At 38.1% G+C, this 24,299-nt stretch carries 30 protein-coding genes; 28 read left to right on the forward strand and 2 right to left on the reverse strand.

Translation table 11 applies throughout. The features are described from left to right. Positions 1-2 precede the first annotated feature (2 nt). The 7 genes from dkgB to H5087_RS03520 all read left to right on the forward strand — a co-directional run bounded on the left by dkgB (position 3) and on the right by H5087_RS03520 (position 3,904). The gene (dkgB, locus tag H5087_RS03490) at positions 3-818 is read left to right on the forward strand and encodes a 2,5-didehydrogluconate reductase DkgB (protein WP_024605501.1); all 816 of its coding nucleotides are present in this window, start codon (positions 3-5) and stop codon (positions 816-818) included. Between the two features lie 79 nt (positions 819-897). Further along, positions 898-1,185, forward strand: coding sequence for a putative quinol monooxygenase (locus tag H5087_RS03495; protein ID WP_002958660.1), 288 nt, complete (start codon positions 898-900; stop codon positions 1,183-1,185). A gap of 456 nt (positions 1,186-1,641) precedes the next feature. Continuing rightward, positions 1,642-1,863, forward strand: coding sequence for a hypothetical protein (locus H5087_RS03500; protein ID WP_182671179.1), 222 nt, complete (start codon positions 1,642-1,644; stop codon positions 1,861-1,863). 94 nt (positions 1,864-1,957) lie between these two features. Continuing rightward, positions 1,958-2,302 carry a hypothetical protein gene (locus H5087_RS03505; protein ID WP_182671180.1) on the forward strand — a complete coding sequence of 115 codons (345 nt, stop codon included), beginning with the start codon at positions 1,958-1,960 and terminating at the stop codon, positions 2,300-2,302. Positions 2,303-2,328: 26 nt separating this feature from the next. Continuing rightward, positions 2,329-2,487, forward strand: a complete 159-nt coding sequence (locus H5087_RS03510; protein WP_007378675.1) for a hypothetical protein — start codon at positions 2,329-2,331, stop codon at positions 2,485-2,487. 109 nt (positions 2,488-2,596) lie between these two features. Beyond that, on the forward strand, positions 2,597-3,001 hold the full coding sequence (locus H5087_RS03515; protein WP_182671181.1) for a hypothetical protein: 405 nt from the start codon (positions 2,597-2,599) through the stop codon (positions 2,999-3,001). Positions 3,002-3,274: 273 nt separating this feature from the next. Continuing rightward, complete coding sequence (locus H5087_RS03520; RefSeq protein WP_259397725.1) at positions 3,275-3,904, forward strand: 2-keto-4-pentenoate hydratase; 630 nt, start codon at positions 3,275-3,277, stop codon at positions 3,902-3,904. A gap of 77 nt (positions 3,905-3,981) precedes the next feature. On the opposite strand, the gene H5087_RS03525 is transcribed toward H5087_RS03520, so the two are convergent. Both H5087_RS03525 and H5087_RS03530 read right to left on the reverse strand, forming a co-directional pair. Then, entirely contained in the window at positions 3,982-4,842 is an 861-nt protein-coding gene (locus H5087_RS03525) for a delta-class carbonic anhydrase (protein WP_182671182.1), read from the reverse strand. Between the two features lie 96 nt (positions 4,843-4,938). Beyond that, positions 4,939-5,592 (reverse strand): DUF6058 family natural product biosynthesis protein, encoded by a 654-nt coding sequence (locus H5087_RS03530; protein ID WP_182671183.1) that lies wholly within the window; start codon positions 5,590-5,592, stop codon positions 4,939-4,941. Positions 5,593-5,762: 170 nt separating this feature from the next. Here H5087_RS03530 and dapA point away from each other — a divergent pair, with 170 nt between their 5' ends. The 21 genes from dapA (at position 5,763) to H5087_RS03635 (ending at position 24,287) form a co-directional block, all read left to right on the forward strand. Continuing rightward, complete coding sequence (dapA, locus tag H5087_RS03535; protein ID WP_182671184.1) at positions 5,763-6,680, forward strand: 4-hydroxy-tetrahydrodipicolinate synthase; 918 nt, start codon at positions 5,763-5,765, stop codon at positions 6,678-6,680. Positions 6,681-6,798: 118 nt separating this feature from the next. Beyond that, entirely contained in the window at positions 6,799-7,512 is a 714-nt protein-coding gene (locus tag H5087_RS03540; protein WP_182671185.1) for a beta-ketoacyl synthase chain length factor, read from the forward strand. Next, positions 7,505-8,287, forward strand: a complete 783-nt coding sequence (locus H5087_RS03545) for a 1-acyl-sn-glycerol-3-phosphate acyltransferase (RefSeq protein ID WP_002958650.1) — start codon at positions 7,505-7,507, stop codon at positions 8,285-8,287. The genes H5087_RS03540 and H5087_RS03545 overlap by 8 nt, the downstream gene beginning before the upstream one ends. Beyond that, the gene (locus H5087_RS03550; RefSeq protein ID WP_002958649.1) at positions 8,284-8,541 is read left to right on the forward strand and encodes a phosphopantetheine-binding protein; all 258 of its coding nucleotides are present in this window, start codon (positions 8,284-8,286) and stop codon (positions 8,539-8,541) included. Before H5087_RS03545 ends, H5087_RS03550 begins: the two co-directional genes overlap by 4 nt. A 21-nt stretch (positions 8,542-8,562) precedes the next feature. Beyond that, a complete protein-coding gene (locus tag H5087_RS03555; protein WP_002958648.1) occupies positions 8,563-8,808 on the forward strand; it encodes an acyl carrier protein in 246 nt (81 codons plus the stop codon). Positions 8,809-8,812: 4 nt separating this feature from the next. Continuing rightward, positions 8,813-9,379 carry a hypothetical protein gene (locus tag H5087_RS03560; RefSeq protein WP_002958647.1) on the forward strand — a complete coding sequence of 189 codons (567 nt, stop codon included), beginning with the start codon at positions 8,813-8,815 and terminating at the stop codon, positions 9,377-9,379. After that, positions 9,372-10,736, forward strand: a complete 1,365-nt coding sequence (locus H5087_RS03565; RefSeq protein ID WP_182671186.1) for an AMP-binding protein — start codon at positions 9,372-9,374, stop codon at positions 10,734-10,736. The genes H5087_RS03560 and H5087_RS03565 overlap by 8 nt, the downstream gene beginning before the upstream one ends. Continuing rightward, a complete protein-coding gene (locus H5087_RS03570) occupies positions 10,720-11,085 on the forward strand; it encodes a thioester dehydrase (protein ID WP_182671187.1) in 366 nt (121 codons plus the stop codon). Before H5087_RS03565 ends, H5087_RS03570 begins: the two co-directional genes overlap by 17 nt. Beyond that, a complete protein-coding gene (locus H5087_RS03575; protein WP_182671188.1) occupies positions 11,078-11,827 on the forward strand; it encodes a glycosyltransferase family 2 protein in 750 nt (249 codons plus the stop codon). Before H5087_RS03570 ends, H5087_RS03575 begins: the two co-directional genes overlap by 8 nt. Continuing rightward, a complete protein-coding gene (locus H5087_RS03580; protein WP_182671189.1) occupies positions 11,817-12,785 on the forward strand; it encodes an acyltransferase in 969 nt (322 codons plus the stop codon). The genes H5087_RS03575 and H5087_RS03580 overlap by 11 nt, the downstream gene beginning before the upstream one ends. Beyond that, positions 12,778-14,322 carry a histidine ammonia-lyase gene (gene hutH, locus H5087_RS03585; RefSeq protein WP_182671190.1) on the forward strand — a complete coding sequence of 515 codons (1,545 nt, stop codon included), beginning with the start codon at positions 12,778-12,780 and terminating at the stop codon, positions 14,320-14,322. The genes H5087_RS03580 and hutH overlap by 8 nt, the downstream gene beginning before the upstream one ends. Next, positions 14,315-14,743 carry a thioesterase family protein gene (locus H5087_RS03590; RefSeq protein WP_007580812.1) on the forward strand — a complete coding sequence of 143 codons (429 nt, stop codon included), beginning with the start codon at positions 14,315-14,317 and terminating at the stop codon, positions 14,741-14,743. The genes hutH and H5087_RS03590 overlap by 8 nt, the downstream gene beginning before the upstream one ends. 23 nt (positions 14,744-14,766) lie before the next feature. Further along, positions 14,767-15,276, forward strand: coding sequence for an outer membrane lipoprotein carrier protein LolA (locus H5087_RS03595; RefSeq protein ID WP_076924771.1), 510 nt, complete (start codon positions 14,767-14,769; stop codon positions 15,274-15,276). Beyond that, positions 15,227-17,539, forward strand: coding sequence for an MMPL family transporter (locus H5087_RS03600; RefSeq protein WP_259397726.1), 2,313 nt, complete (start codon positions 15,227-15,229; stop codon positions 17,537-17,539). Before H5087_RS03595 ends, H5087_RS03600 begins: the two co-directional genes overlap by 50 nt. Position 17,540: 1 nt before the next feature. Then, the gene (locus tag H5087_RS03605) at positions 17,541-18,779 is read left to right on the forward strand and encodes an NAD(P)/FAD-dependent oxidoreductase (RefSeq protein WP_182671191.1); all 1,239 of its coding nucleotides are present in this window, start codon (positions 17,541-17,543) and stop codon (positions 18,777-18,779) included. Continuing rightward, the gene (locus tag H5087_RS03610; protein WP_182671192.1) at positions 18,767-19,327 is read left to right on the forward strand and encodes a DUF3261 domain-containing protein; all 561 of its coding nucleotides are present in this window, start codon (positions 18,767-18,769) and stop codon (positions 19,325-19,327) included. The genes H5087_RS03605 and H5087_RS03610 overlap by 13 nt, the downstream gene beginning before the upstream one ends. Then, entirely contained in the window at positions 19,324-20,493 is a 1,170-nt protein-coding gene (locus H5087_RS03615; protein WP_182671193.1) for a beta-ketoacyl-ACP synthase, read from the forward strand. Before H5087_RS03610 ends, H5087_RS03615 begins: the two co-directional genes overlap by 4 nt. Then, positions 20,486-20,941: a hotdog family protein gene (locus tag H5087_RS03620; protein WP_002958632.1), complete on the forward strand. Its 456-nt coding sequence runs from the start codon at positions 20,486-20,488 to the stop codon at positions 20,939-20,941. The genes H5087_RS03615 and H5087_RS03620 overlap by 8 nt, the downstream gene beginning before the upstream one ends. Continuing rightward, positions 20,938-21,663: a 3-oxoacyl-ACP reductase FabG gene (fabG, locus tag H5087_RS03625; RefSeq protein WP_002958631.1), complete on the forward strand. Its 726-nt coding sequence runs from the start codon at positions 20,938-20,940 to the stop codon at positions 21,661-21,663. Before H5087_RS03620 ends, fabG begins: the two co-directional genes overlap by 4 nt. Then, the gene (locus H5087_RS03630; protein WP_182671239.1) at positions 21,663-22,892 is read left to right on the forward strand and encodes a beta-ketoacyl-ACP synthase; all 1,230 of its coding nucleotides are present in this window, start codon (positions 21,663-21,665) and stop codon (positions 22,890-22,892) included. The genes fabG and H5087_RS03630 overlap by 1 nt, the downstream gene beginning before the upstream one ends. Positions 22,893-22,982: 90 nt before the next feature. Beyond that, on the forward strand, positions 22,983-24,287 hold the full coding sequence (locus tag H5087_RS03635) for a DEAD/DEAH box helicase (protein ID WP_002958629.1): 1,305 nt from the start codon (positions 22,983-22,985) through the stop codon (positions 24,285-24,287). The last annotated feature ends 12 nt before the right edge of the window (positions 24,288-24,299 follow it).

Raw genomic sequence — 24,299 nt, forward strand, 5'->3', positions numbered from 1 at the left:
CCATGACAAAACGTGTAATAGAAATGCCAGAACTCGGTATGGGAACATTCCGCTTAGAGGGCGACACTGCCTATAACTCAGTAAAAATGGCACTCGAAGTTGGGTTTCGCCATATTGATACCGCACAAATTTATGGCAACGAAGAGCAAGTAGGTCAAGCCATAAAAGATAGTAATATTCCGCGCAGTGAAATATTCTTAACCACCAAAGTGTGGAATAACAAATTAAATAAAAGCGACTTTATCCCAAGCGTTAAAAAGTCACTTGAAAAGCTACAAGTTGATTCTGTCGACTTACTGCTAATTCATTGGCCATCGCCTGCTAACGACGAGCCAATGAGTGAATACCTCACTGAATTACTAAAAGCGAAGCAGCTTGGTTTAACTAAGCACATTGGTGTATCAAACTTCACCATTGCAAACTTAAATGAAGCAATGCAAACACTTGACTCGCGTGAAATATTTACCAATCAGGTTGAGGTTCACCCATATTTAACTAATACTAAATTGCGTGCATTTTGTGCTCAGCACGATATACATGTGACAGCGTACATGCCATTTGTAGTAGGCAAAGTACTTAAAGATCAAACCATTATCGACATTGCTAAAAAGCACGATGCAAGTCCAGCACAAGTTGTTTTAGCATGGGTTAACGCAAGCGGCATGACGACAATTCCATCATCAACTAAGCGCAAAAACTTAGAAGATAACTTTAACGACCACGTCAAATTAGATGATGAAGACATAGCCCGCATTGATGGTCTAGATTGTGGCGACCGCCAAGCAACACCAGACTTTGCGCCGCAGTGGGATCAGTAAACTTACCTCAAACGCAAAGTTAAACTAAATATTTTAAGGTGTAGATTATCTACACCTTAACTTTTTAAAAGGAATACACATGTTAACGGTTATAGCTGCACTGTCGTGCAAAAATATTGATGCAGATGTGATGCTTACAGCACTTGAAAACTTACAAAAGTCATCGCGCCAAGAAGTAGGGTGCTTACGTTATGAACTATCGGTAAAAAGTGATGATGAACATACCGATTACGTTGTTAGCGAACAGTGGGCGTCTGATGAGCACTTTGAAGCGCATAAAAACGAGCCACACTTTAAAGCGTTTGGTACGCAAGTTACTGGACTTTTAACCAATAGTAGTATTGATGTATATAAATCAATTGGTTAAATTCTTTTTATAGTGCCTTTTATGGTACGTATTAAAATACTTAGCTAAATTACATGTCATAAAGTAAATATTCAAATAGGTGCTGTTAACCTACATCACCTTTTATTCTTACACCCCAACCTGCCTAAATACCCAACTTCGCCAATATCAATGAAACCTATTAGGACTCTTTTTTGTTAATTCGCATTCGTAGTGCGTCGAAATCAAAAGAGGTTCATAACTTTATTAAAAGTCGTTTTGGTACCACAACCCACTCTAATAAATAGCCTATTTAATTTGTTGTTTACATTAAAGTTCTCTGGTGTAAATTGTAGAAATATAATATGGCATTTTAGTCAGCCGTAAATAGTTCGAGTGGTACTGAATAAGAGACTCAAAATAGCAAACTATTTATATATTTTTAGTGTGTTATATTTTTAGAGCTGAGTTAAATAAACTTATAACGGAGACATGGGTATGGAAATTAATAAATCTAATCAATCTATTCTTGTTTTTGTAATCCCTTTATTAGCTGCGTATTTTGGATCAAAAGTTATATTTCACTTATTTTCTTTTGAGTATCTTGTGTTTACAGATACTTTTGACATTCTAAAGCTACTCATTGATATTAGTGTATTTGGAGTGTTGTTCTATATTAGTTCGCTGGGCGTTGGTTATGTCATCAGAGCTAAAACATAAGTTTTTAATCATTAGCGGGTAAATTGCTAGCTAAAAAATCACAGCCAATAAAGCCTTAACAGCTTTAAACTGTATAATTTATATGGAGATAATAATGAAAAAATTAATCGCAATAGTAGCGTTGTTAGGCTTTGCTTCATTTGCACAAGCTAATGATAGTTTTGTAGTGAATGCTAAATTTTATGATAATAAAAACTTAATTGGTTCACCTATTTTGGTAGTCAATTCAAACGAAGAGGCGTCAGTTTCAGTTGATAATTCGTATAGTTTTGCTCTTACAGTAACGCCAATTGATGATTTTACTGTTAGTTTAGCAACTGACCTAAAACTAGGTGGAAAACACATGGCTCCCTCTTTAGTTGTTGAATTAGGCAAAGAAGCAAGTATTAATATTGATGGTAAAGAGCTGTCAGTTTTAGTAAGCAAATCAAGTAGCTAATAAGTTAAAAACTAGGAATATAATTAATGAGAAACTCAAGAAATGAGATAGTAAAATATGGAGTCTCTTTTGGTACGGCCCTAGCAATTGCTATTTCATGGAGTGCTAACGAGTCTGTGTTATGGGCAATTTTGCACGGTTTTTTATCTTGGTTTTATGTTATTTGGCATGTAATTACGCGATAAGTGCTTTCGCGTGTGCACTGATTGATTATGTAGATTGCGGTCAATGTGAATACTCGAGCAATTACCATCTAAAACAAATAAGTCAAAAATCTAAAAGGAATAATTAATAATGAAAGGTGCTGGTGGAAGCTCTGGTGGTATTGGGCATTTTTTTATTGGTTTAATTATGATGTGCGGTGGCTTTTATATGCTCCTAAACGCAATTTCGGTGACCTCTAATTTTGGACTAAGTTCTCGCATTTATAGTGTTAATGTTTTAGGTGGCTTTGGCGTTACAGGCGGCATGGTTATGATCCCATTTATTTTTGGTGTGGGTCTGATTTTTTACAATTCTAAAAATATTTTAGGTTGGGTGCTATCTCTAGGTTCGTTAACCGCACTCATATTTGGCGTTATATCGAGTGTTCGATTTAGTATGCGAACTATGACGTCGTTTGATTTGATTGTTATTATAATTTTAGCGTTTGGCGGCTTAGGGCTGTTTTTACGATCGCTTAAATCTATTGATACTTAAATAATTACCACGCTTTGTTTTAAATACAATTTTAATTATAGGCATTTAATATGATGTTCTAATGCTTAAGCTAATACATTAATAATGTAATCCTTCCTATTTACTGCTTAACCAGTAACGTATTTTAAAGAGATTTATGTGAACAACTAAATACAGCTAAAACTAATTGCTACTCACTTCTTAGCACAAAGAGGAGAAAACCCAGCGCGTTCAAACTTTCCTAAAGAGTTAGTACTAGACTCAACTGACGATGCGATAGAAGTACAAAAGTTGATGATTTATTTAAATGATCAAACCGTATATGGCTGGAAGTGTATGCTGCCTTTAGATGATGGCTCAATTATATTAGCGCCTCTTTTACATGCACCTATAAAACAAGCTGAAAATTGCCCACTGTATACAACAAACAATAAAGCGCTTATTGAACCAGAAATTGCATTTATTTTGCAAAGCGATTTACCAAGTAATAAAACCTATACAAATAAAGACGTAGATACTGCATTTGCCAGCGCCCATTTAGCACTTGAGCTTATTCAAAAAAGGTTTGATGAAGACACTCCAAGCACTCACATTGAAAAACTGGCCGATGGCCTATCTAATCAAGGCGTGTATTTAGGCCCGCAAATAGATAAAGCCAAAGCGTATAACGCAAGTACTGTAAATATCAACGTTAAGCAAACTGAGCTGGAGTTAAACTTGGTAGGTGTGCACCCTGCAGAACTTGCGCAGCTTCCACTTTATTGGGCGGTTAATTACTTATCAGCAAAGGGAATTAACTTAAAAGCAGGGCAAGTGTTTATAACAGGTTCTTACTGTGGCGTGGTTGAGCTTAATACTAATGAGCAAACATGTATTACATATGAAGATTTAAATACATTTAATGTGACATTTTTATCCCATTAAGCGAAGTACTCATTTTAACGGTCATAATAAAAACAACCCACTAATTAGTGGGTTGTTTTTATTTGGCTAAATTTTAATTATTTAATTTTAGAGAGTAGTGCGGGATTTATTACGAGATTTCGTACGCCGTGTGCATGATCTTCGTTAAAGGTGTTACTTTCACACCATTTGCCAACACTGTTTATATCAACCTTTGCCACTTTTGGTTTAACTGACCATGTTACTTGAAAAGGAGAGCCTGCTTCGTTGTAACTCGGGCCAGTAGTTGAACCGCTATAAACAACAGGTTTACCCGTATTTGTCGGTGTAGCAATAGCTTGATAGTAACCATTAACAGATGACACGGCGCTTATTTCAGTAAAATCAAGTGCGTTAGCATCGTTTACTAATACATATACTTGAGCTTCAACACGTAGTTGCGGATTTTTAATCGAATCACTTAAACAACTCCCCAAGGTAGGGCCTGGTTTTACAATTGCTGACGTATGAACGTTATGCACCTCAATGGTATCGCCAACTAAAAGCGCGCCGTGATCGCTCGGACAAATTTCAATTTTTGCTGGTTTACTTTCACTTTTAGTTAAAGAGCCTGAATATAAGTAGCCACTTTTAAAGCCTTTTCCATTACCATTTCCTGCATATTTGCTAAATTCGCCACCGGCGTGTTCAGCATTTTTATGAAAGTGTATATTACATAAATTCATATTTGATGAAGTTGGGGCATGAGAGAAAACTGCCGTGTTTTCGCCTTTATAATTATCAATATTGCGTGGAGATTGTGGCCCAAAACCTTTATTAGCGGTGTTTTTAGCAAGCGCTGCACGCTGTATTTTTATTATGTCGTCATTTACTATTTCGTGGTTAGCTTTAGCTAGTGTATTAAAAGACAGGATAGTGATTACAGCAGAAATTACACTTATTTGTGTTTTGATTGTCATTGAGTCAGTGCCTTTAAATTATATTTTGCGTAACAATTAAGTTAACAGCTCTTGTTTTTCGTCAAATAATCCTAAAATAATTAAACTAATGCAAAACTATTTAATAGATAAATCGTATTTTAAAATAAGTGCATCTATATAGCGGGTGCGTAATGTATGTTGTTTTTCATGATCGGCGCCATGCCCTAGCGCTTTGTTTAAAAGCTTTATGGCGGGGTGTAATAGCGCTCTTTCTTCTTGGTTTAAACTCGCTTTACTGCGCAGTTCTGTAATGTCGTCAACTAGTAGCCTGCCAATGTCTACCGAGACTATTTCATCTATTAATCCATTTTGAGTAAGTACGCCATATTTACTGCATAAAAACTGTTGCCAAACTTGCTGTAAGTGCTCGTCTATTTCACAGCCAAATAGCTCTTCGCTAAACGTAAATCCATGCTGAGCGAGTTTAGTTAGGCTTGCAGTATATTGCTGCGCAAAATAATTAAAAGCATGGCTTGATGATTCTATTTTTTGTTTTAAAAGACCTTGCCCCCAATTAACACAGCCGCGCGGATAATAGTCGTCATATTCTTCGCATTCATACAAACCCGAATATGAGCTGCAGCTAAGTTGACTTTTAATACAGTAACTTGGTTTGGGGAACACACTTCGCTCTTGCCAAGCTAAAAGTGTATCTGCATCTATGTTTAATGCTTGGCACAGTTCATCGGTGTTATAAAAATGAGTTGCTAAGTAGTCAGATAAACGCATAAAGCCTCTGGTATCGTTAAAATAAAACACTGTTTATATATACAGTTTTTCATTTTGTATTACCAAACTCAATAACACAAGCGATTTTATAATTAAATGTGCGCTTATACCTCCAAAAATACCGGCAAGTATGTTACAAATAGCGCAAGTTTTATAAATAATGAATTTTTATGCGCACCCTAGAGAAAATTAAACAAGCAAGCCTTATTACAGCTATTAAAACGCCATATTTAGCAAACGGTGAAATTGATCTCGCAAAGTACGATGAACTCGTTGAAATACAAATTGCAGCGGGCGTTGATGGCATCGTAGTCGGTGGCACAACAGGCGAAGGCCAGTTAATGAACTGGGAAGAGCATTTAATGCTTATAGCGCACAGTGCAAACAAATATGGTGACAAACTGGTTATTGTTGGTAATACCGGTAGTAACAACACCCGTGAAGCGATTAAAGCAACTAAATATGGCTTTGCCAGCGGTATGGATGCAGCACTGCAAATTAACCCATATTACGGACGTACGTCAATCGCGGGTGTTAAAGAGCACTTTAAACGCGTACTTGATATTGGACCTGCCTTTATTTACAACGTAGCAGGTCGCACAGGTCAAGACCTAACACCTGATATTATTGAACCATTAGCACAGCATTCGAACCTAATTGGTATTAAAGAATGTGGCGGCAATGAGCGCATTGCACACTATGAGCAGCAAGGCATTGCGTGTTGGTCTGGTAACGACGATGAAGCACACGACGCTCGTCATGTACACAAAGCTCACGGTGTTATTTCGGTTACTTCTAACCTTATTCCTGGGTTGTTTCGCCAATTAATGGATACTAAAAATGATGAGTTAAATACGTCATTACAACCATTAATGAACTGGTTGTTCTGTGAGCCAAACCCTATTGCTATTAACACTGCGATGATGATGACAGGTGCAGTAAATCCAGTATTTAGATTACCGTATTTACCGCTTAGTGATGAACAACAAGCTCAAGGCGAAGTTTTAATTAATGAGTTAAACAACAACGATGTTGTCGGCGGTAAAGCTAAGTGCATAAAGCAGGATGATATAGCTCTACTTTCTTAGCAATATGAGCAAGCGCTGAACAAGGGGTTAGTTCAGTGCTTTTTATTAATGATTATTTACTTCTATTGCTAAAATCGGTAAAATTCCCTCCCTTATATCTTATAAAATATGCAGAGCTGTGAAATTTGTTGTTGAAGAACTCGCTATATGGATAAAGCCCGAACAGCGACAAATAAAAGAGAGTAATTGGTTTGATTCCTCCGTATTAAATCTTAGTTGGGTGCCTGCTATGCAGCGACGCCGAATGACTTCCTTTATTAAAATGGCACTCTTTAGTGCTCATCAAGTAAGCACACAAGGTAACTATGTTAACTTACCGAGTGTCTTTTCTTCTCGCCACGGCGATTTTCACAAAACGGCTAACTTACTTGTTGATGTAGTAAATGATCAGCCATTGTCGCCCACTGGTTTTGGGTTAAGTGTGCATAATGCCGCATCGGGGCTTTTCGGGATAATACTGGGTAATACAAGTGCTACAAATGCTATTGCTGCAGGAGCCGAAAGCTTTATTTATGCACTCGTAGATGGCTTTGTAAGACTTGCTGATAACGATCAGCCACACATGTTAATAGTTCACACCGATGAGACTCTCCCCGATATTTACGCTCAGTATGCCGATGAACAGCAAATAGCACACTCTATTGGTTTAATAATAAGAGCGCCGCAAAAAGGCGAACCCTATTTTAGTTTAAATAAAGTATTTAATATGGGCATGGAAAAAAGCGACTTACCAATGAGTATCCAATGCGCTAAAGCTTTGTATGAGCGAAGCAATACATTACTTGTTCATAACACGCTTGAGCACGATTGGCAGCTTACGTACCATGCTTAAAAATGCACAAAGGCTATGTGGATTGATTTGGCGGATTATTGCGACTGCATTTTGCTTTTCAGTTTTTGGAATTGGTGGTTTAGTATTAGCCTTTATTGTTTTTCCTGCTCAGCGCCTATTTCAAAGTGACTCAGTTAAACAAAAGCTTAAGGCTCGAAAAACAGTACATTATAGCTTCAAATGGTTTGTTAGTTTAATGCATGTAACGGGCGTTATTCGATTTCATGTCAACGATAAAGCAAAAATTGCAGGCTTAAAAGGGCAATTGATATTAGCAAACCATCCTTCTTTAATTGATGTTGTTGTTTTAATTTCGGTAGTAAAAAATGCAGATTGCGTAGTAAAAGCACATTTATTTAAAAACCCTTTTATGCGTGGCGTTATTAAAAGCACCGGCTACATAAGTAATGATGACCCACAGGAGCTATTACGAGAGTGTGAGCGTAGTTTGCAAAAGGGTAATAACTTAATTGTATTTCCAGAAGGGACACGGACAGAGCCTAACAAAGCATTAAAGTTTAAACGAGGCGCTGCAAATATTGCAATTAGGTGTCATGCGCCCATTACTACTTTTTTAATTAAAATGAAGCCAAACACTTTAACCAAAGGCACACCTTGGTATAAGGTCGCGCCATATCAGGCGCATTTTACAATGGGGCTTGCGAGCCAGCAGTTTAATTGTGCAACGTACCACAGCGATATGCCTGCGATGCAATCACGCCAATTGACTAAAGATTTACAACATTATTTTACACAAGAGCTAAAAAATATATGAGCGAATTAAAAGAACAAATAAAACAACTGATTATCTCAAGCCTTGACCTTGAAGACATGACCACTGCTGACATTCAAGATGATGACGCTTTATTTGTAGATGGCCTAGGGCTAGATAGCATAGATGCATTAGAACTTGGCCTTGCGATAAAGAAGCAATTTGATGTGAAAATTGATGCAAACTCTGAGCAAACTAAAGCGCACTTTGCCTCAGTTAATTCTTTAGCAAAATTTATTGAACAAGCACGTTCTTAATATATAAAAGTAGGAAGAAAGATGAAAACCGCTGCTGAAATTTATGATGTATTACACGGCATTTTAGAAAACGAATTTGAAATAGACCCAGAAGATATTAGCTTAGAGGCTAACCTGTACCAAGATCTTGATTTAGACAGTATTGATGCAGTTGACTTAGTTGTAAAATTAAGAGAAATCACAGGTAAAAAAATTGAGCCTGATGCCTTTAAGCTTGTGCGCACAGTGCAAGACATAGTCACCGAAATAGAAAAGTTAGTTAACTAATACTATGTTAAAAGCAGTTTTAACAACGTTAATTATGATTTGCTTGGCTTGCTACCCTATTATTGTGTACGTAGGCCTTACGCGTTTTAATAGTCAGATTATTACAGTATTACTGCTATTTTTACTCGGGCTTAGACTTTGGTTAAGCAGAACCTTGTTTGATAAAATGCCGTGGTTAAAGCCCGCTACATTTTTAGCAGCCATTACTATTTTGATTTCCAAGGTAATGGATAGCGACTTAGGGCTGCGTTTGTATCCCGTAATCATTAATTTAGTTATGTTAGTTGTGTTTGCGTATTCTTTGTATAAAGGGCCTTCTATTATTGAAACCTTTGCGCGAATTACTGAGCCCTCACTTGATGAAAACGGTGTAATTTATACAAAAAAAGTAACGCTAGTGTGGTGTGTGTTTTTTGTATTAAACGGTGGTATTGCCCTGTACACCAGTATTTTCAGTAGCCTAGAAACTTGGGCTTTTTATAATGGTTTTATTGCTTACTTAGGCATGGGCGCATTGTTTGCGATAGAGTGGCTAGTCAGACAAAAAGTAAAAAGGAATGCCGGTGTTTAATGCTTTTCAGAGTAATGCGTTAAGAGCATGTTTTAATCATAACGACAATAATATTTTAGAGTATCAGTTTGTTAGTGATATAAACCAAGTTTTAGCAAAGCTATCAACGTTAAATACTAAATCATCGGTTGTTTTATACACCACAGACACCTATGAATTTGCCGTGTACCTATTTGCTTTAGCATTACACGGTAACGCAGTGATTTTGCCGTCGAATGGGCAACCTGCAACGTTAAACTCCTTACTTAAACAAACGCCTTTTTTTATTGGTGAATCTGAATTAGTAGCCGATTTAGAGGCTGATTTTTTAGATGTAGGTACGTTAGACAATCAACCTCATTTCGTATCTCTTGAAATAATTAAATGGCCTGAAGAAGGTACAATTGTTTTTTACACGTCGGGCTCGTCGGGTAAAGCAAAGCCAATTGTAAAAACGTGGCAGGTAATAAATAAAGAATTAAATACATTAATAAACAGCTACGCACTGGTTGATAATCCTATTTTTATAGCGAGCGTTTCGCATCAGCATATATACGGCTTATTGTTTAGATTATTGTGGCCATTACGCGCAGAAAAGGTTGTAAATACTGAGCTACTGCATTACCCAGAACATGTAGCTACAAAGCTTAAGTTATTTAAAAAAGTAGTGTTTGTTTCAAGCCCTGCGCAGTTAAAACGGTTATGTATTGATAATGTTTTAGTGGATAATAAGTCTAATTTACAATGGATATTTTCATCAGGTGGACCGCTACTGAACGAAGATGCTGTATCATTGTTTACGCAATTGAATAAACCAGTCACACAAGTTTTTGGTAGTACCGAAACAGGTGGTATTGCATATCGACAAGTTACTTCACTTGAAAAGGTTAGCCTTTGGCAGCCATTCTTGGGTATTAAAGTAAGGGCCTTGGACGATCAGCGTTTAATTTTAAACTCACCGCTCGTTCCTGACAAAAATTACCCTCTAGATGATAGAGGCGAAGTGCTTAAAAATGGTCAATTTAGATTATTAGGTCGATTCGATCGAATTATAAAATTAGAAGAAAAGCGATTAAGTTTAGACGAGCTAGAACAGCATTTGTGTACTAGTGAGTGGGTAAGTGAAGCTAAAGTAATTGCCTTGCCTGGTGAGCGATTAATAGTAGGCGCTATTATTGTGCTTACGCATAAAGGGCAGATATTTTTTAATGGTGACGGTAAGTTAGCTACAAATAATTTATTAAAAGCGCATGCATTAGCGCGCTTTGAGCGAATTTGTATCCCTAAAAAGTGGCGTTTTGTAGAACAATTACCATACAACTCACAGGCAAAGTTAAATTTAAAAGCATTGGAGAGTCTTTTTGCAAAAGTTGACTAAAACACAGCCTGATTTACTGTCTTGTGAACAAGTAGAGCAAAAGTGTAAATTAAGCTTACTAGTTCCTCATGATTTAGATTATTTCAAAGGACACTTTACGGGTGGTCCAATACTCGCAGGTGTTGTGCAGTTAGACTGGGCTGTGGCTGCAATTTGTAAATATTATAATGTTCAGCAATCTGTTAAAAATGTTGAAGTATTAAAGTTTCAGGTAGTGATTACCCCAGGTATAACAGTTGAATTATTGCTTGAGCAAAAGGCAGAGAATAAATATACCTTTTCGTATAATTCAAACAAAGGACAGCATGCATCTGGCCGTGTTGTTTTTGATAGCCTAATAAATGAATAACTTTTGTATTGTTATCCCAAATTATAATCACATTACGGTAATTGATGATGTACTGAGCCAATTATCGTCATTTAATCTTCCTATTATTATGGTTGATGACGCAAGCAACGCCGAAGCTAAAAGTGTGTTCAGTAAGCTTGATGCAAAATACACGCAGTTGAGTGTAGTTACCCACGACGATAATCAAGGTAAAGGCGGCGCGGTACAGACAGGCTTAAAGCAAGCATATAAGCTAGGTTTTTCGCATGCGATACAGGTTGATGCTGATGGTCAGCATGACTTATCTGATATTAAAAAACTAATAGCGCTTTCAAACGCTCAGCCTAAAGCGCTTATAAGCTGTTGCCCAATATATGACGATTCAGTGCCTAAACACCGTTATTTAGCACGTTATTTAACGCATGTTTGGGTATGGATTGAAACGTTAAGTTTTACAATTGTAGATTCGATGTGTGGCTTTAGAGTGTATCCGCTTGAGCAAAGTACAAAGCTAATTGATGAGGTATCGCTTGGAAAACGCATGGATTTTGACCCCGAAATTTTAGTGCGTTTATATTGGCGCAATGTGCCTTTTGTATTTTTACCTAGCCAAGTAATTTACCCCGAAAATGGGCTTTCTCATTTTCAGCCTTTACACGATAACGTGCGTATTTCTTGGTTACACACCCGCTTGTTTTTTGGAATGTTGATTCGCTCTCCTGTGTTAATTTGGCATAAATTAAAGAGGCGTTATGGCCGCTAAACACTGGTCTAAAATGCAAGAGCGCGGTAATTTCTTAGGTATTCAAATACTGTTGTTTGCTCATAAATTACTGGGTAGAAAAGGGCTGTGGATTGTTTTGTTTCCTGTGGTTTTTTATCTTTTTTTAACAGGAAAAGTAGCGCGTGTAGCATCTAAAACGTTTTTAGAGCAGGTTTATGTTTACCAAGGCTGCAAACAACCTGTTACGTTTAAAATGCAATTAACGCACTTTTGCAGTTTTGCAGATAGCGCATTAGATAAAATTGATGCTTGGCTTGGGCGAATAACCCAACGTGATATTAAATACACTAATGAGCATTTATTTGCTGAGCTAGATGAGCAGAATCAAGGGGCTATTTTTATAGGTTCCCACTTGGGTAATTTAGAGGTGTGCAGGGCACTTAGCCAGCACCGCAGCAGTAAAAAAATAAATGTACTGGTGTTTACCCATCACGCTGTTGAATTTAATAAAATGCTTAAAAAGATTAACCCAGATGTGTCGGTTAATTTAATACAAGTGACTGATATGGGGCCTGACTTAGCTATTTTACTAAAAGAAAAAGTAGAGCAGGGAGAAATAATCGTTATTGTTGGTGACAGAACAAGCACAACAACGGCTTCTCGGTCGGTACAGGTACCTTTTTTAGGCAAAAAAGCCCCATTTTCACAGGGACCTTTTATATTAGCCGCGCTGCTTGATTGCCCTGTTTACTTTTTGTTTTGTTTAAAAGATAAAAAAAGCAAAAAGTATCAAGTGATATTTGAACATTACAGCCAATCATTAAAAATGCCTCGACGAGAGCGACAGCAGGCGCTAACACTTATTATTACTGACTATGCACAGCGTTTGAGTTATTACGCAGCTTTATATCCTTATCAGTGGTTTAATTTTTACGATTTTTGGAAAAGTGATCAGCAGGTAGTGCGCGATCAATCAATGGAGAACAAGTGTGACTGAACAAAATATACAGCTTTTTGGCAATCAGCGATTATCAATTGAAGATATTGTTCGAGTTGCCTTTAATGAAACACAAGTGCAATTAAATAGCTGTGAAACTTTTAGCGTTAAAATTAATAGCGCTTTGCATTTTTTAGACACACTTTTAAAAGAAGATGGCGTAATTTACGGCGTTACTACTGGTTACGGTGATTCTGTAACGGTGGCTGTACCCCTTGATTTAGTTGATGAATTACCTCTGCATTTAACTCGCTTTCACGGCTGTGGACTCGGGGATGTATTTAATAAAGTGCAAGGGCGTGCAATTTTAGCGACCCGCTTAACATCACTTTCACAGGGCTACTCTGGTATTAGCTGGGAAATGCTGCATCTACTTAAAGATTACTTAAATAACGATATAGTGCCTGTGATCCCTCAAGAAGGGTCAGTAGGTGCCAGTGGCGATTTAACACCGTTATCTTACGTTGCAGGTGCGATGGTAGGCGAACGTGATGTGTTTTACAAAGACCAAGTACGTAACAGTGCAGAAGTTATGAAAGAAGTTGGCTTAGAGCCACTCACTCTAAGGCCAAAAGAAGGTCTTGCCGTTATGAATGGCACAGCGGTAATGACTGCATTAGCGTGTTTAGCGTTTGATAGGGCTAATTACTTAGCTAAACTGGCGAGCCGTATTACTGCATTATCAAGTTTAGCGCTTAAAGGAAATAGCCATCATTTTGATGAGATATTATTTTCAGTTAAGCCACATCCTGGGCAGCAACAAATTGCACGTTGGATAAGAGAAGATTTAAACCATCACGATCACCCTCGTAATGCCGACAGACTTCAAGATAGGTATTCAATCCGTTGTGCACCCCATGTTATTGGTGTGCTGCAAGACAGTCTGCCGTTTTTTAGGCATATGATAGAAAACGAGCTTAACTCAGCAAACGATAACCCAATAATTGACGGCCAAGGTGAGCATGTATTGCACGGCGGGCATTTTTACGGAGGCCACATTGCTATGGCAATGGATAGCATGAAAACAGCCGTTGCAAACCTTGCTGATTTAGCAGACAGACAAATCGCTTCTTTGGTTGATACTAAGTACAACAATGGCCTACCTTCAAACTTGTCTGATAGTGCACCAGAGCGCCGCTATATTAATCATGGTTTTAAAGCGGTTCAAATTGGCTGTAGTGCTTACACTGCAGAGGCATTAAAGCTAACCATGCCGGCCAGCGTTTTTTCTCGCTCTACGGAGTGTCATAATCAAGATAAAGTGAGTATGGGAACTATTGCGTCTCGCGATTGTTTACGTATTTTACAGCTAACAGAACAAGTGTTAGCAAGTACGTTATTAGCCAGCATTCAAGGTGTTAGATTACGTATTAAGCAAGGCGATCTTGAGTTTTCGACTTTAACGCAAGATATGCAAAACATGTATACCGATATAACTGATTACTTTGAAAACCTCACTGAGGATAGACCAATGGAAGCCGTGCTAAGGCAAACAATAGGGTATATTCAAACTAAACGTTGGGCGTTGTATGAATAGTAAAGGTGCATTATTAACGCATGTGGTAGAAATTGAAATTCCATTTCATGACTGCGACCCGATGAATGTTGTATGGCATGGTAATTACCCACGTTATTTAGAAGTAGCGCGCTGCGAGTTACTGCGGTTATTTGATTATGATTACCCGCAAATGCATGAATCGGGCTACGCGTGGCCAATCGTTGATATGCAAATAAAGTATGTTGCCTCAGCAGTATTTACTCAAAAAATTAAAGTAGCGGCTTATTTAAAAGAATACGAGAATAGACTACGGATTGATTACGTAATCACTGACTCGCTAACTAATAAGCGCCTTACTAAAGCCTCAACCACGCAAGTTGCGGTTGAGGTTAGCTCCAAAGAAATGCAATTTGAATCACCCGCTATTTTATTTAATAAGTTAAAAGCGGTTTTGAATTAAATTTTTATTTTATAGGCGATTAAATGAATTTTTTAAAATGTTTTACATTGAGCATAGCTATTAGCTTTTTACTGTTTTGCACTGTAGTAAATGCAGCAGCTATTAAAGGTGAGTTTAAGCAATATAAGCAATTTAATGGATTTGCTAAGCCTTTTATTTCGTCGGGTGTTTTTTCGTTAATTGACGAAAAGCTCATTTGGCAAGTGAAAATGCCTGTTGAGAGTATGCTCATAATAGAAAACGGCAAAGTACTTGCACAAAATGCCAATGGTGAGTTAATACCACAACCCGGTAGCGAGCAATTTGTAGGATTACTGAGTGACTTACTCAGCGTAAATATGAGTGCTCTGGAAACACGTTTTGACATTGCTAAAATGCAAGACAGTTGCACACAGTTAATACCAAAAGAAGCTATGCTAAAGCAATTATTTAGTGATTTTATTTTATGTGAAACTGCTAAGCAAGTGAGCAGTATTACACTAAATGAGCACTCAGGAAATAACACAAAAATTGAGTTTACTTATTCCAAATAAAATTATGTTTTTAAATAATGCAGTGGCAAAACGAATTACCGTTATTGTAGGGTGGTTTAGCAGTTTAATTTTACTTTTTGCTGCAGCTTTTTGGCTGTCTAAACCAACGTTTAGCGCCGATATGTTTAGCTTATTGCCAAAGTCGCACTCCCAAATTGCACATGCGGAAGATGTTTTTTTTCAGCAAAATGCTAACCGTATTATGTTCTCGTTTGCAGGAAATAATAAAAATAAAGCATTTGAAGATTTCCAAAAATGGCTCGACGATAATGCAATTAAAAGCACATTTAACTTTCCGTCCGTTAACGATTTAGCGCAAACATTCTCACCTTTCAAACATGCGTTATTAAGTGATACTTACAAGCAAACATTAAGCAAAAAAACAACGTTTGAACATTATTACCTTGAGCAATTAAATCAGTTAGGCAACCCATTTGTAAGTGCTACCTTAAGCAAAGATACAAGTTTGAGCTTAGCGGCATTTATAGAAGATAACTTAAAACAAAGCCAATTGTTTACGCTTGAACAAGGTCGTTTAACTCGACGTTTAAAAGGCGTTGAATACCGTGTCATTTTGGCAAACTTAGCGCCTGAAAATTTAGGGGTTAATAAATCAATTGATTTAGCTGGCTCGATAATTAAACAGATCAATTTACTTAATGAAACCTACCCTGATTTAAGCATTACTTACTCTGGTGTGCTATTTCATACGGCTGAAAATGCTAAACAAGCTAAATACGAGATGAGCTTGTTTGGTGGCATTAGCTTATTAGCCCTTATTGCGATGGTATTTTGGGTATTTAGGCGTTTAAACAGTATTTTATTAGCAAGCTTTACCGTACTGAGCGCACTTATTGGTGGCGCTATCGCTATGGTGTTGCTGTTTAATACTATTCATTTATTAACGCTTGTTTTTGCAGTCACCTTGATTGGTATTGCCATTGATTATGCATTTCATGGTATGACTGACTTAGCCAAAAAAGAGCATGAAAAAGGCTACAGCAAAGGGACTCAATCTGCGCTTTTACTGTCTCTTATTACGACTACGCTGGGTTATTGCTGCTTACTAGGTGCGCCACTAACGTTATTATCTCAAGTTGGCGTGTTTGTTATTGCGGGTTTAGTGAGTGCTTGGCTATTTACAGTTTTAGTTTTGCCATTGTGGCAATCTACACTCACGTTATCGCCTTCGAGTCTATTGATGAGTCAAAAGCTCATTAAGGGTTTTTTATATTGTAATAGTTTAAAAAAACCAATACTCATTACGTTATTAGCCCTTATAAGTGCGTTATTTTTAATAAAACCTATTAGCTTTAATGATGATGTAAAGCTATTAAATGCAAGCTCCGAACATTTAATGCTAAACGAAAAAAAGCATTTGTTATTACTTGGGCAATGGGACACCCAAATTGTTTTTATGTTTGCAGATAGCGACGAAGCGCTTTTACAAAAACAAGAACAATTTTTAAAACGCTTAACCCAACTAAACCCTAATTTTAAAAATAATAGCATTAGCCATTGGTTGCCTAGTTTACAAAAGCAGAGGGATAACCAAGCCTTGTTTGAACAGGCTAAAAACAAAGGGACTTTGGATATTGCAGAGCGCGTTACAGGGCAAGCGTTAACAAGTACAAAGGCACCGTTATTAACTTATGAAACACTCGCCACGAGTACATTTAAACCATTACTGCTTTCTCAAATGGTTGTTGAGCCAAGTCAATCGATAACATGGATGTCTATTTCGGGTATTTCATCTGATCAACTAATTAATGAGGTTGAAAAAAACAATGGAATTTACCTTTATAATAAACCTAAACAAATTAGTGCTTTATTAAGTGATTACCGTGAATATTTACTATTAAGCCTAGTGCTTGCGGGTTTTATTAGTTGGCTGCTTTTTAGTTGGCGATTTACGATTAAGATAGCGCTGCTGCAGGTGAACATTTTATCTGTTGTGGTGTTGAGCATGCTTTGGGTATGTAATGCGATTCAAGGTAGCTTGTCGTTATTTAATTTACTCGGTGCGTTACTTGTTATTGCCTTAGCAATTGATTACCTCGTTTTTTATCAAATAAATAAGTTAGAGCCCAAAAATGTGTTAGCGATTAGCTTATCGGCTGCGTCATCAATGTGGGTATTTGGCATGTTGAGTGCTTCTGATACACCCGCTATTTTTAGCTTTGGACTGAGTGTAATGGTAGGGATTTTAGCTATTTACTTTTTATCACCGCTGAGTGTTTTAAAGCCTCAAAAGGAACAATAATTTGAATAATCTTGAGCAGTACGATGTTGTTGTTATTGGCGCTGGGCCTTCTGGTGCATTGGCTAGTAGTCTTTTAGTTCAAAAGGGATGGCGGGTACTGGTACTTGAACAGCAGGCGTTTCCACGTTTTTCAATTGGTGAAAGCTTACTGCCGCAATGTATGGCGTACTTAGAAGACGCGGGCTTAATCGATACACTACATAACAATGCAGCGGCTTTAGGTTTTCAGTTTAAAGATGGCGCTGCTTTTCATCGGGCAGGGCAAAATACAACTATAAATTTCACTGAAAAATTTACTAAAGGCCCAGGCACTACGTATCAAGTGAAAAGAGCCGACTTTGACAAATTATTAGCAGACAAAGCACAAGGACAAGGCGTAGAAATCAGATATAAGCACACGGTGGTTGACTACTGTGATGAGCCAAATGGTGCATCATTAGTGGTACACAATGAGCAGCAGCAAGCTTACCGCGTTAATGCCCGATTTGTATTGGACGCAAGTGGCTTTGGGCGTGTATTACCAAAATTGTTAGATTTAGAGCTTCCTTCTAACTTTCCTGTTCGAAGCGCTTATTTTAGTCACTTTAAAGACAATATTAGTGATACAAGCTTCGATCGAAATAAAATTTTGATTACCGTACACCCTCAATATTCAGACGTGTGGTATTGGCTTATTCCCTTTAGTGATGGTACTGCGAGTATTGGGGTTGTGGCGCAGTCAGAGCGTTTTAATGATGATGAATCTAGCGATTTACTAAATCAATTTATAGAGCAAGACCCTTATTTAAAAACACTGTTAGCACAGCGTGAGTTATTAACTCCAGCAAAAAATATAAAAGGCTACTCGGCAAATGTGAGTAAGTTATATGGTAAGCACTTTGCTTTATTGGGTAATGCGGGGGAATTTTTAGACCCGGTATTTTCATCAGGTGTAACAATTGCACTCAAATCTGCAAATTTAATTGCCCCACTTGTTGATCGCTATTTAAAAAACGAAGTCGTCGATTTTGACGCTCACTATGCACAGCCATTACAAGCTGGAGTCGATTGTTTTAGAACATTTGTAACAGGGTGGTACGATACGCGTTTTCAGGATGTGATATTTTACTCTGAACAAAATACCCAAGTACGAGAAATGATCAGTGCTATTTTAGCGGGTTACGCATGGGATACGAATAACCCATTTGTTGCACAAAGTGAACGCCGTTTAAATGTGTTGGCTCAGTTATGTCAAAATTAATTAAGTATGTGGTGTGTAGTGTATTTATATTTGCTGTATTAAGCGCATGTACGAGTTTTACAGCATCTAAAAATAGAGTGTATCTATCACCTAATATTCAATTAAATATTAATAGTGTACCAGCACAAATGTTTAATAAGTCTTGGCAGCATGTTTTGTATATTACGAATCAGCAAAAAACACACATTGTATTTGCCCAATTAGCTATAAATGACAAAGGTGCAATTAAGTTATTGTTAATGACAGTGCAAGGCTTTCCAATTATGGAGCTTGAAAAACCTTTAAATGGCCCAGTAAAAACACGAAATATGCTGGCGGTAGAAGGGATAGACCCTCATTATATTTTGGCGGATATTGCATTAGTACATTGGCCAGTAGCATTTTTACAAAAGCAGTTAGAGGGTGCTTTAATAGAGCAGGTTGGCTCTAATCGGCAGGTATTTAACGATGAGGGTACATTAATTACCATTGACTATAGTGATGAGTCGACAACGTTGAACAATATTTTACATCAGTATCAAATAACATTTAAAAAGGTAGAACAGTGACATATTGGCTGAATGATTTAGGCATTGTGAGTGCGATGGGCATAGGCCAAGATGCAACCACAACAAGCTTAAATAAATATAACCCTGCAACTCCTTTATTAACTTTAAATAAAAGTTTAAGTGCTGAGCAAACTCCGCTGTATGTCGGGCAAGTTCAGTCTATTGCTTTATCAAATAATAAACGTATCAATACATTTATTGATTTAGCTTTAGAGCAGATTAAGCCCACCTTAGATAAACTTTCGAATATTGATAAGTCGCGTATCGCAATTGTAATGGGTACTAGTACATCAGGTATTCATGATGGCGAAAGAGCGCGTAAAAGCTATGAAAGTACAAAACTCTGGCCCGGTGACTTTAGTTACAGTGATCAAGAGCTAGCAACACCCGCTCATTACATTGCACATAAAATAGGGGCGCTAGGCCCTTGTTACAGTATTTCTACTGCATGCACGTCGAGCGCTAAAGCGTTAATTAGCGCTCGAGCTTTGCTAAATACTGATTTAGCCGATGTGGTAATTTGTGGTGGTGCAGATAGTTTGTGCCAATTAACAATTAATGGCTTTGATTCGCTCGCTTCTTTAAGCTCGGGTCTATGCCAGCCTTTTTCTAGCACCAGAGACGGCATTAATATTGGTGAAGGGGCCGCTTTATTTGTAATGACTAAAAATACGCCAATAACAAATAACGGCGTTATGTTACTAGGCAGTGGCGAAAGCTCAGATGCGCATCATATGTCAGCCCCCGATCCTAATGGGATGGGTGCCCAAGCCTCAATGGAAAAAGCACTAAAAAGTGCAAAGTTATCTTCTGGTGATATTGATTATATTAACGCTCACGGTACGGCTACTGTAAAAAATGACGAAATGGAAGCACTTGCAATTAATCGCGTGTTTGGCAACAATACCCCGCTTAGCTCAAGTAAGCATTTAACAGGACATACTCTTGGTGCTGCAGGCGCCATTGAAGCCGGTATATGTTGGTTATTATTAAAAGACAGCGGCCAACATATGCTGCCGTATAACGTGATTAAAGAAGGCAGTGATTTGGCTGATATAAAAATAATAAAACAAGCGTTTAAGCCCGCTCTTAAATACTGCTTATCTAATTCATTTGCGTTTGGCGGTAATAATGCCAGCTTAATATTGGGAGTTAACGTTGACTAATTACCCTATAGAGCAAGTAGTCCCGCATGATGCGCCTATGATTTTAATAGATAGCCTTTTAACACACAGCGAAGATGAAGCTCAATGCGGCGTTACTATCACTGAGCAAAGCCCTTTTTTTAGTCCTGCAATTAATGGCGTACCTAGCTATATTGGTGTTGAGTACATGGCGCAGTCTATTGCCGCTTACGCTGGTGCGTTAGCGAATGATGAAAATAAACCTGTAAAAATTGGTTTTTTAATTGGCACGCGGAAATATCAAACTTATCGACCGTGTTTTAAAAACGGCAGTAAGCTGACTATTGAAGTGAAAAAACTATATCAAGAAGAGTCAGGTCTAAGTGTATTTGAATGCCAAATACACGCGTCTGAAACCCTACTTTGCCAAGCAAAAATTAATGTATTTCAGCCTGAAAATCCGTTGGAATTTATAAGAGAAAATCAATGACAAAAAGAATTTTAGTTACAGGTTCAAGCCGTGGTATTGGTAAAGCTATTGCGTTAAAACTTGCTGAGCAAGGGTTTGATATTGCTGTGCATTGCAGAGCCGGTGTTGAGCAAGCTCAAGTAACATGCGATGAGATTAATGCATTAGGTAGAGCTACCAGTTTATTACAATTTGATGTATGCGACAGAGAGCAAGCCAAAGCACAAATAATAGAAGATATAGCTAAGCATGGCGCTTATTATGGCGTGGTGTGTAATGCAGGTATTACTAACGATATGGCATTTCCTGCTATGCAAGGGGAAGACTGGGATTGTGTAATACGTACAGGCCTTGATGGGTTTTATAATGTAGTACACCCAACTGTAATGCCTATGGTACAAAGCCGTAAAGGTGGGCGAATAATTACAATGTCATCGGTATCAGGTATTGCAGGTAACCGAGGGCAAGTAAATTATAGTGCAGCAAAAGCCGGTATTATTGGAGCTACTAAAGCACTTGCATTAGAATTGGCAAAACGCAAAATCACAGTTAATTGTGTGGCACCTGGTTTAATAGAAACCGCGATGACTGATGAATTACCTATTGATGAAATGATGAAAATGATCCCCCTTAAACGCATGGGGAGCGTTAAAGAAGTTGCGGGAACAGTTGCTTTTTTAATGTCTGATGATGCAGCTTACATAACACGCCAAGTGATTTCGGTTAATGGTGGTATGGTTTGATTAAACGCGTTGTTGTAACAGGGATGTCGGTGGTCACTGCATTGGGCGATGATTGGTCTGAATTCAAACAAGCCTTAATTAAAGGCGAAAATGCGGTTGTTACTATGCCAGAGTGGGACATAGCTAACGAACTCAATACCCGTTTAGCCGCGCCAGTTAAACACTTTGAGCGACCAAGTCATTACAAACGAAAACAAATCCGTTCAATGGGGCGAGTGTCACTTATGTCAACTCGTGCTACTGAATGCGCACTTGAACAAGCCAAACTACTAGAGCACGAAAGTCTAACTGATGGCTCTACGGGCATAGCGTATGGCTCATCTACGGGCTCTACTGAGCCACTACTCGCCTTTGCAAATATGATGGAAACGGGGTCGATGTCAGGTGTAACAGCCACGAGTTACATTAAAATGATGGCGCATACTGCCCCTGTAAATGTTGGTGTGTTTTTTGGTCTAAAAGGGCGTGTTATAACAACAAGCTCTGCTTGTACATCGGGATCTCAAGGAATAGGCTTCGCCTATGAAGCGATTAAGTTTGGCCGACAAAAAATAATGGTGGCTGGTGGAGCGGAGGAATTATGCATCACAGAGGCTGCAGTATTTGATACGCTTTATGCAACATCTACAAAAAATGACACACCAAAACAAACACCTCGTCCCTTTGATGTAAATCGTGATGGCTTAGTGATAGGCGAAGGCGCGGGTACTCTTATTTTAGAAGAATACGAACATGCAAAAGCGCGCGGAGCAACAATATTAGCTGAGGTGGTTGGTTTTGGTTGTAATTCTGATGGACAGCACGTTACTCAACCAACATCAAAAACAATGCAACTAGCGATAGAAATGGCACTACAAGATGCTAATTTAGAACCAGAAAAAATTGGTTACGTTAATGCTCATGGTACATCAACAGATAAAGGTGATATTGCCGAGTCTCACGCAACGTTTAAAGCATTGGGTAGTAAACCTATTAGCTCGTTAAAAAGTTATTTGGGGCATACATTAGGTGCTTGTGGGGCAATAGAGGCATGGGCAAGCATTAATATGATGGCTGATAATTGGTTTGCACCAACAATTAATTTAGATAACGTTGATGACGAATGTGCTCAGCTTGATTACATAAGGCATCAAGGACGTGAGATTAATACCGATTATGTGATGAGTAATAACTTTGCGTTTGGTGGTATTAACACCTCTTTAATATTTAAACGTTATAAAGCAGATTAAACGCGTTAAAATAGAACTAATGACTAACTGTTGACTCGTTTTTGCTGTATAATTTGCGGCCCTTGATAATGTGGCCGTAGGTTATACAGCATGAATTTTAAATCTTTTAGTTTCGCTCCTGAAATCATCCAGGCGTTGGACGAACTTAACTATCACACTCTTACGCCCATTCAGCGCGCAGCAATCCCTGCTGTTCGTAAAGGTAAAGACGTTTTAGCCAGTGCACAAACTGGTACCGGCAAAACTGCCGCGTTTGCTTTACCTATCATCCAAAAATTGGTTGAGTCTGAACTCAGCACAACGAATGCACCTCATGCGTTAGTACTTGCGCCAACGCGTGAACTTGCAGAACAAATTGCAAATAATTTTAGAGATTTTGCAAAGCATACATCACTTAAAGTCGTTAGTTTATTTGGTGGTGTTAGTACCGCCGGCCAAGCAAATGCTTTAAAAGAAGGTGTAGATATTGTTGTTGCAACACCAGGTCGTTTATTTGATCATATTCGCTTAGGTAACTTAAGCCTTGCAAGTGTAAAACACCTTGTTCTTGATGAAGCCGACCGTATGCTTGATATGGGCTTTATTGAAGACATGCAAAACGTGATTAAAAGCTGTGCAGAAGAGCGCCAAATTTTACTTTTCTCTGCTACTTTCCCTGCAGCAATTAAACAATTTGCATCTAAAGTATTAAAACAAGCTGAAATAGTGCGTGTTGATCAAACTAACAGTACAGCAAGTACTGTTGAGCATGTTGTTTACCCTGTTGAAGAACGTCGTAAGCAAGAACTACTTTCTGAATTGATTGGTAAGAAAAACTGGCAACAAGTGCTTGTCTTCGTAAACATGAAAGAAACAGCTGACGAGCTTGTTAAAGAGCTTAACCTTGATGGTATTCCGGCAGGCGTTTGCCACGGTGACAAATCTCAAGGTAACCGTCGTCGTGCTTTACGTGAATTTAAAGAAGGCAAAGTACGTGTATTAGTAGCTACAGAAGTGGCTGCTCGCGGTATTGATATTGATGGTTTACCTCGTGTTATTAATATTGATTTACCTTGGCTTGCAGAAGATTACGTTCACCGTATTGGCCGTACAGGTCGTGCTGGTCGCCAAGGTCAAGCAATCTCATTTGTTAGCCGCGAAGAAGAAAACACTTTGTTTGAAATTGAAACGTTAATCGGTCAAAAAATCAAACGTGTATATTTAGAAGGTTACGAAGTAAGTAACCGTGAAGTACTCATTGATAAAATTGGTAAAAAACCAGCGCATTTACGCCGTACACGTTCTAACAAGTTATCAGGACAAGCTACCGGTGAAGCGAGAGCAGTAAATCGCTCACGTATTTCAAGCGTTCGTAAAAGCTTAAAAGGCGAAAAACTGTCACTTAAAAAGTCATAGTTAACGCCGTTT

Origin of the sequence: Pseudoalteromonas sp. SR43-7 (assembly GCF_014163785.1) — a bacterium.
GTDB lineage: Bacteria > Pseudomonadota > Gammaproteobacteria > Enterobacterales > Alteromonadaceae > Pseudoalteromonas > Pseudoalteromonas distincta.

Bases quoted from the DNA above. Each gene is read 5' to 3' on its own strand.
- dkgB (WP_024605501.1), top strand. From the start codon at position 3: ATGACAAAACGTGTAATAGAAATGCCAGAACTCGGTATGGGAACATTC.
- H5087_RS03495 (WP_002958660.1), top strand. From the start codon at position 898: ATGTTAACGGTTATAGCTGCACTGTCGTGCAAAAATATTGATGCAGAT.
- H5087_RS03500 (WP_182671179.1), top strand. From the start codon at position 1,642: ATGGAAATTAATAAATCTAATCAATCTATTCTTGTTTTTGTAATCCCT.
- H5087_RS03505 (WP_182671180.1), top strand. From the start codon at position 1,958: ATGAAAAAATTAATCGCAATAGTAGCGTTGTTAGGCTTTGCTTCATTT.
- H5087_RS03510 (WP_007378675.1), top strand. From the start codon at position 2,329: ATGAGAAACTCAAGAAATGAGATAGTAAAATATGGAGTCTCTTTTGGT.
- H5087_RS03515 (WP_182671181.1), top strand. From the start codon at position 2,597: ATGAAAGGTGCTGGTGGAAGCTCTGGTGGTATTGGGCATTTTTTTATT.
- H5087_RS03520 (WP_259397725.1), top strand. From the start codon at position 3,275: ATGATTTATTTAAATGATCAAACCGTATATGGCTGGAAGTGTATGCTG.
- H5087_RS03525 (WP_182671182.1), bottom strand. From the start codon at position 4,842: ATGACAATCAAAACACAAATAAGTGTAATTTCTGCTGTAATCACTATC.
- H5087_RS03530 (WP_182671183.1), bottom strand. From the start codon at position 5,592: ATGCGTTTATCTGACTACTTAGCAACTCATTTTTATAACACCGATGAA.
- dapA (WP_182671184.1), top strand. From the start codon at position 5,763: ATGCGCACCCTAGAGAAAATTAAACAAGCAAGCCTTATTACAGCTATT.
- H5087_RS03545 (WP_002958650.1), top strand. From the start codon at position 7,505: ATGCTTAAAAATGCACAAAGGCTATGTGGATTGATTTGGCGGATTATT.
- H5087_RS03550 (WP_002958649.1), top strand. From the start codon at position 8,284: ATGAGCGAATTAAAAGAACAAATAAAACAACTGATTATCTCAAGCCTT.
- H5087_RS03555 (WP_002958648.1), top strand. From the start codon at position 8,563: ATGAAAACCGCTGCTGAAATTTATGATGTATTACACGGCATTTTAGAA.
- H5087_RS03560 (WP_002958647.1), top strand. From the start codon at position 8,813: ATGTTAAAAGCAGTTTTAACAACGTTAATTATGATTTGCTTGGCTTGC.
- H5087_RS03575 (WP_182671188.1), top strand. From the start codon at position 11,078: ATGAATAACTTTTGTATTGTTATCCCAAATTATAATCACATTACGGTA.
- H5087_RS03580 (WP_182671189.1), top strand. From the start codon at position 11,817: ATGGCCGCTAAACACTGGTCTAAAATGCAAGAGCGCGGTAATTTCTTA.
- H5087_RS03590 (WP_007580812.1), top strand. From the start codon at position 14,315: ATGAATAGTAAAGGTGCATTATTAACGCATGTGGTAGAAATTGAAATT.
- H5087_RS03595 (WP_076924771.1), top strand. From the start codon at position 14,767: ATGAATTTTTTAAAATGTTTTACATTGAGCATAGCTATTAGCTTTTTA.
- H5087_RS03600 (WP_259397726.1), top strand. From the start codon at position 15,227: ATGAGCACTCAGGAAATAACACAAAAATTGAGTTTACTTATTCCAAAT.
- H5087_RS03610 (WP_182671192.1), top strand. From the start codon at position 18,767: ATGTCAAAATTAATTAAGTATGTGGTGTGTAGTGTATTTATATTTGCT.
- fabG (WP_002958631.1), top strand. From the start codon at position 20,938: ATGACAAAAAGAATTTTAGTTACAGGTTCAAGCCGTGGTATTGGTAAA.
- H5087_RS03635 (WP_002958629.1), top strand. From the start codon at position 22,983: ATGAATTTTAAATCTTTTAGTTTCGCTCCTGAAATCATCCAGGCGTTG.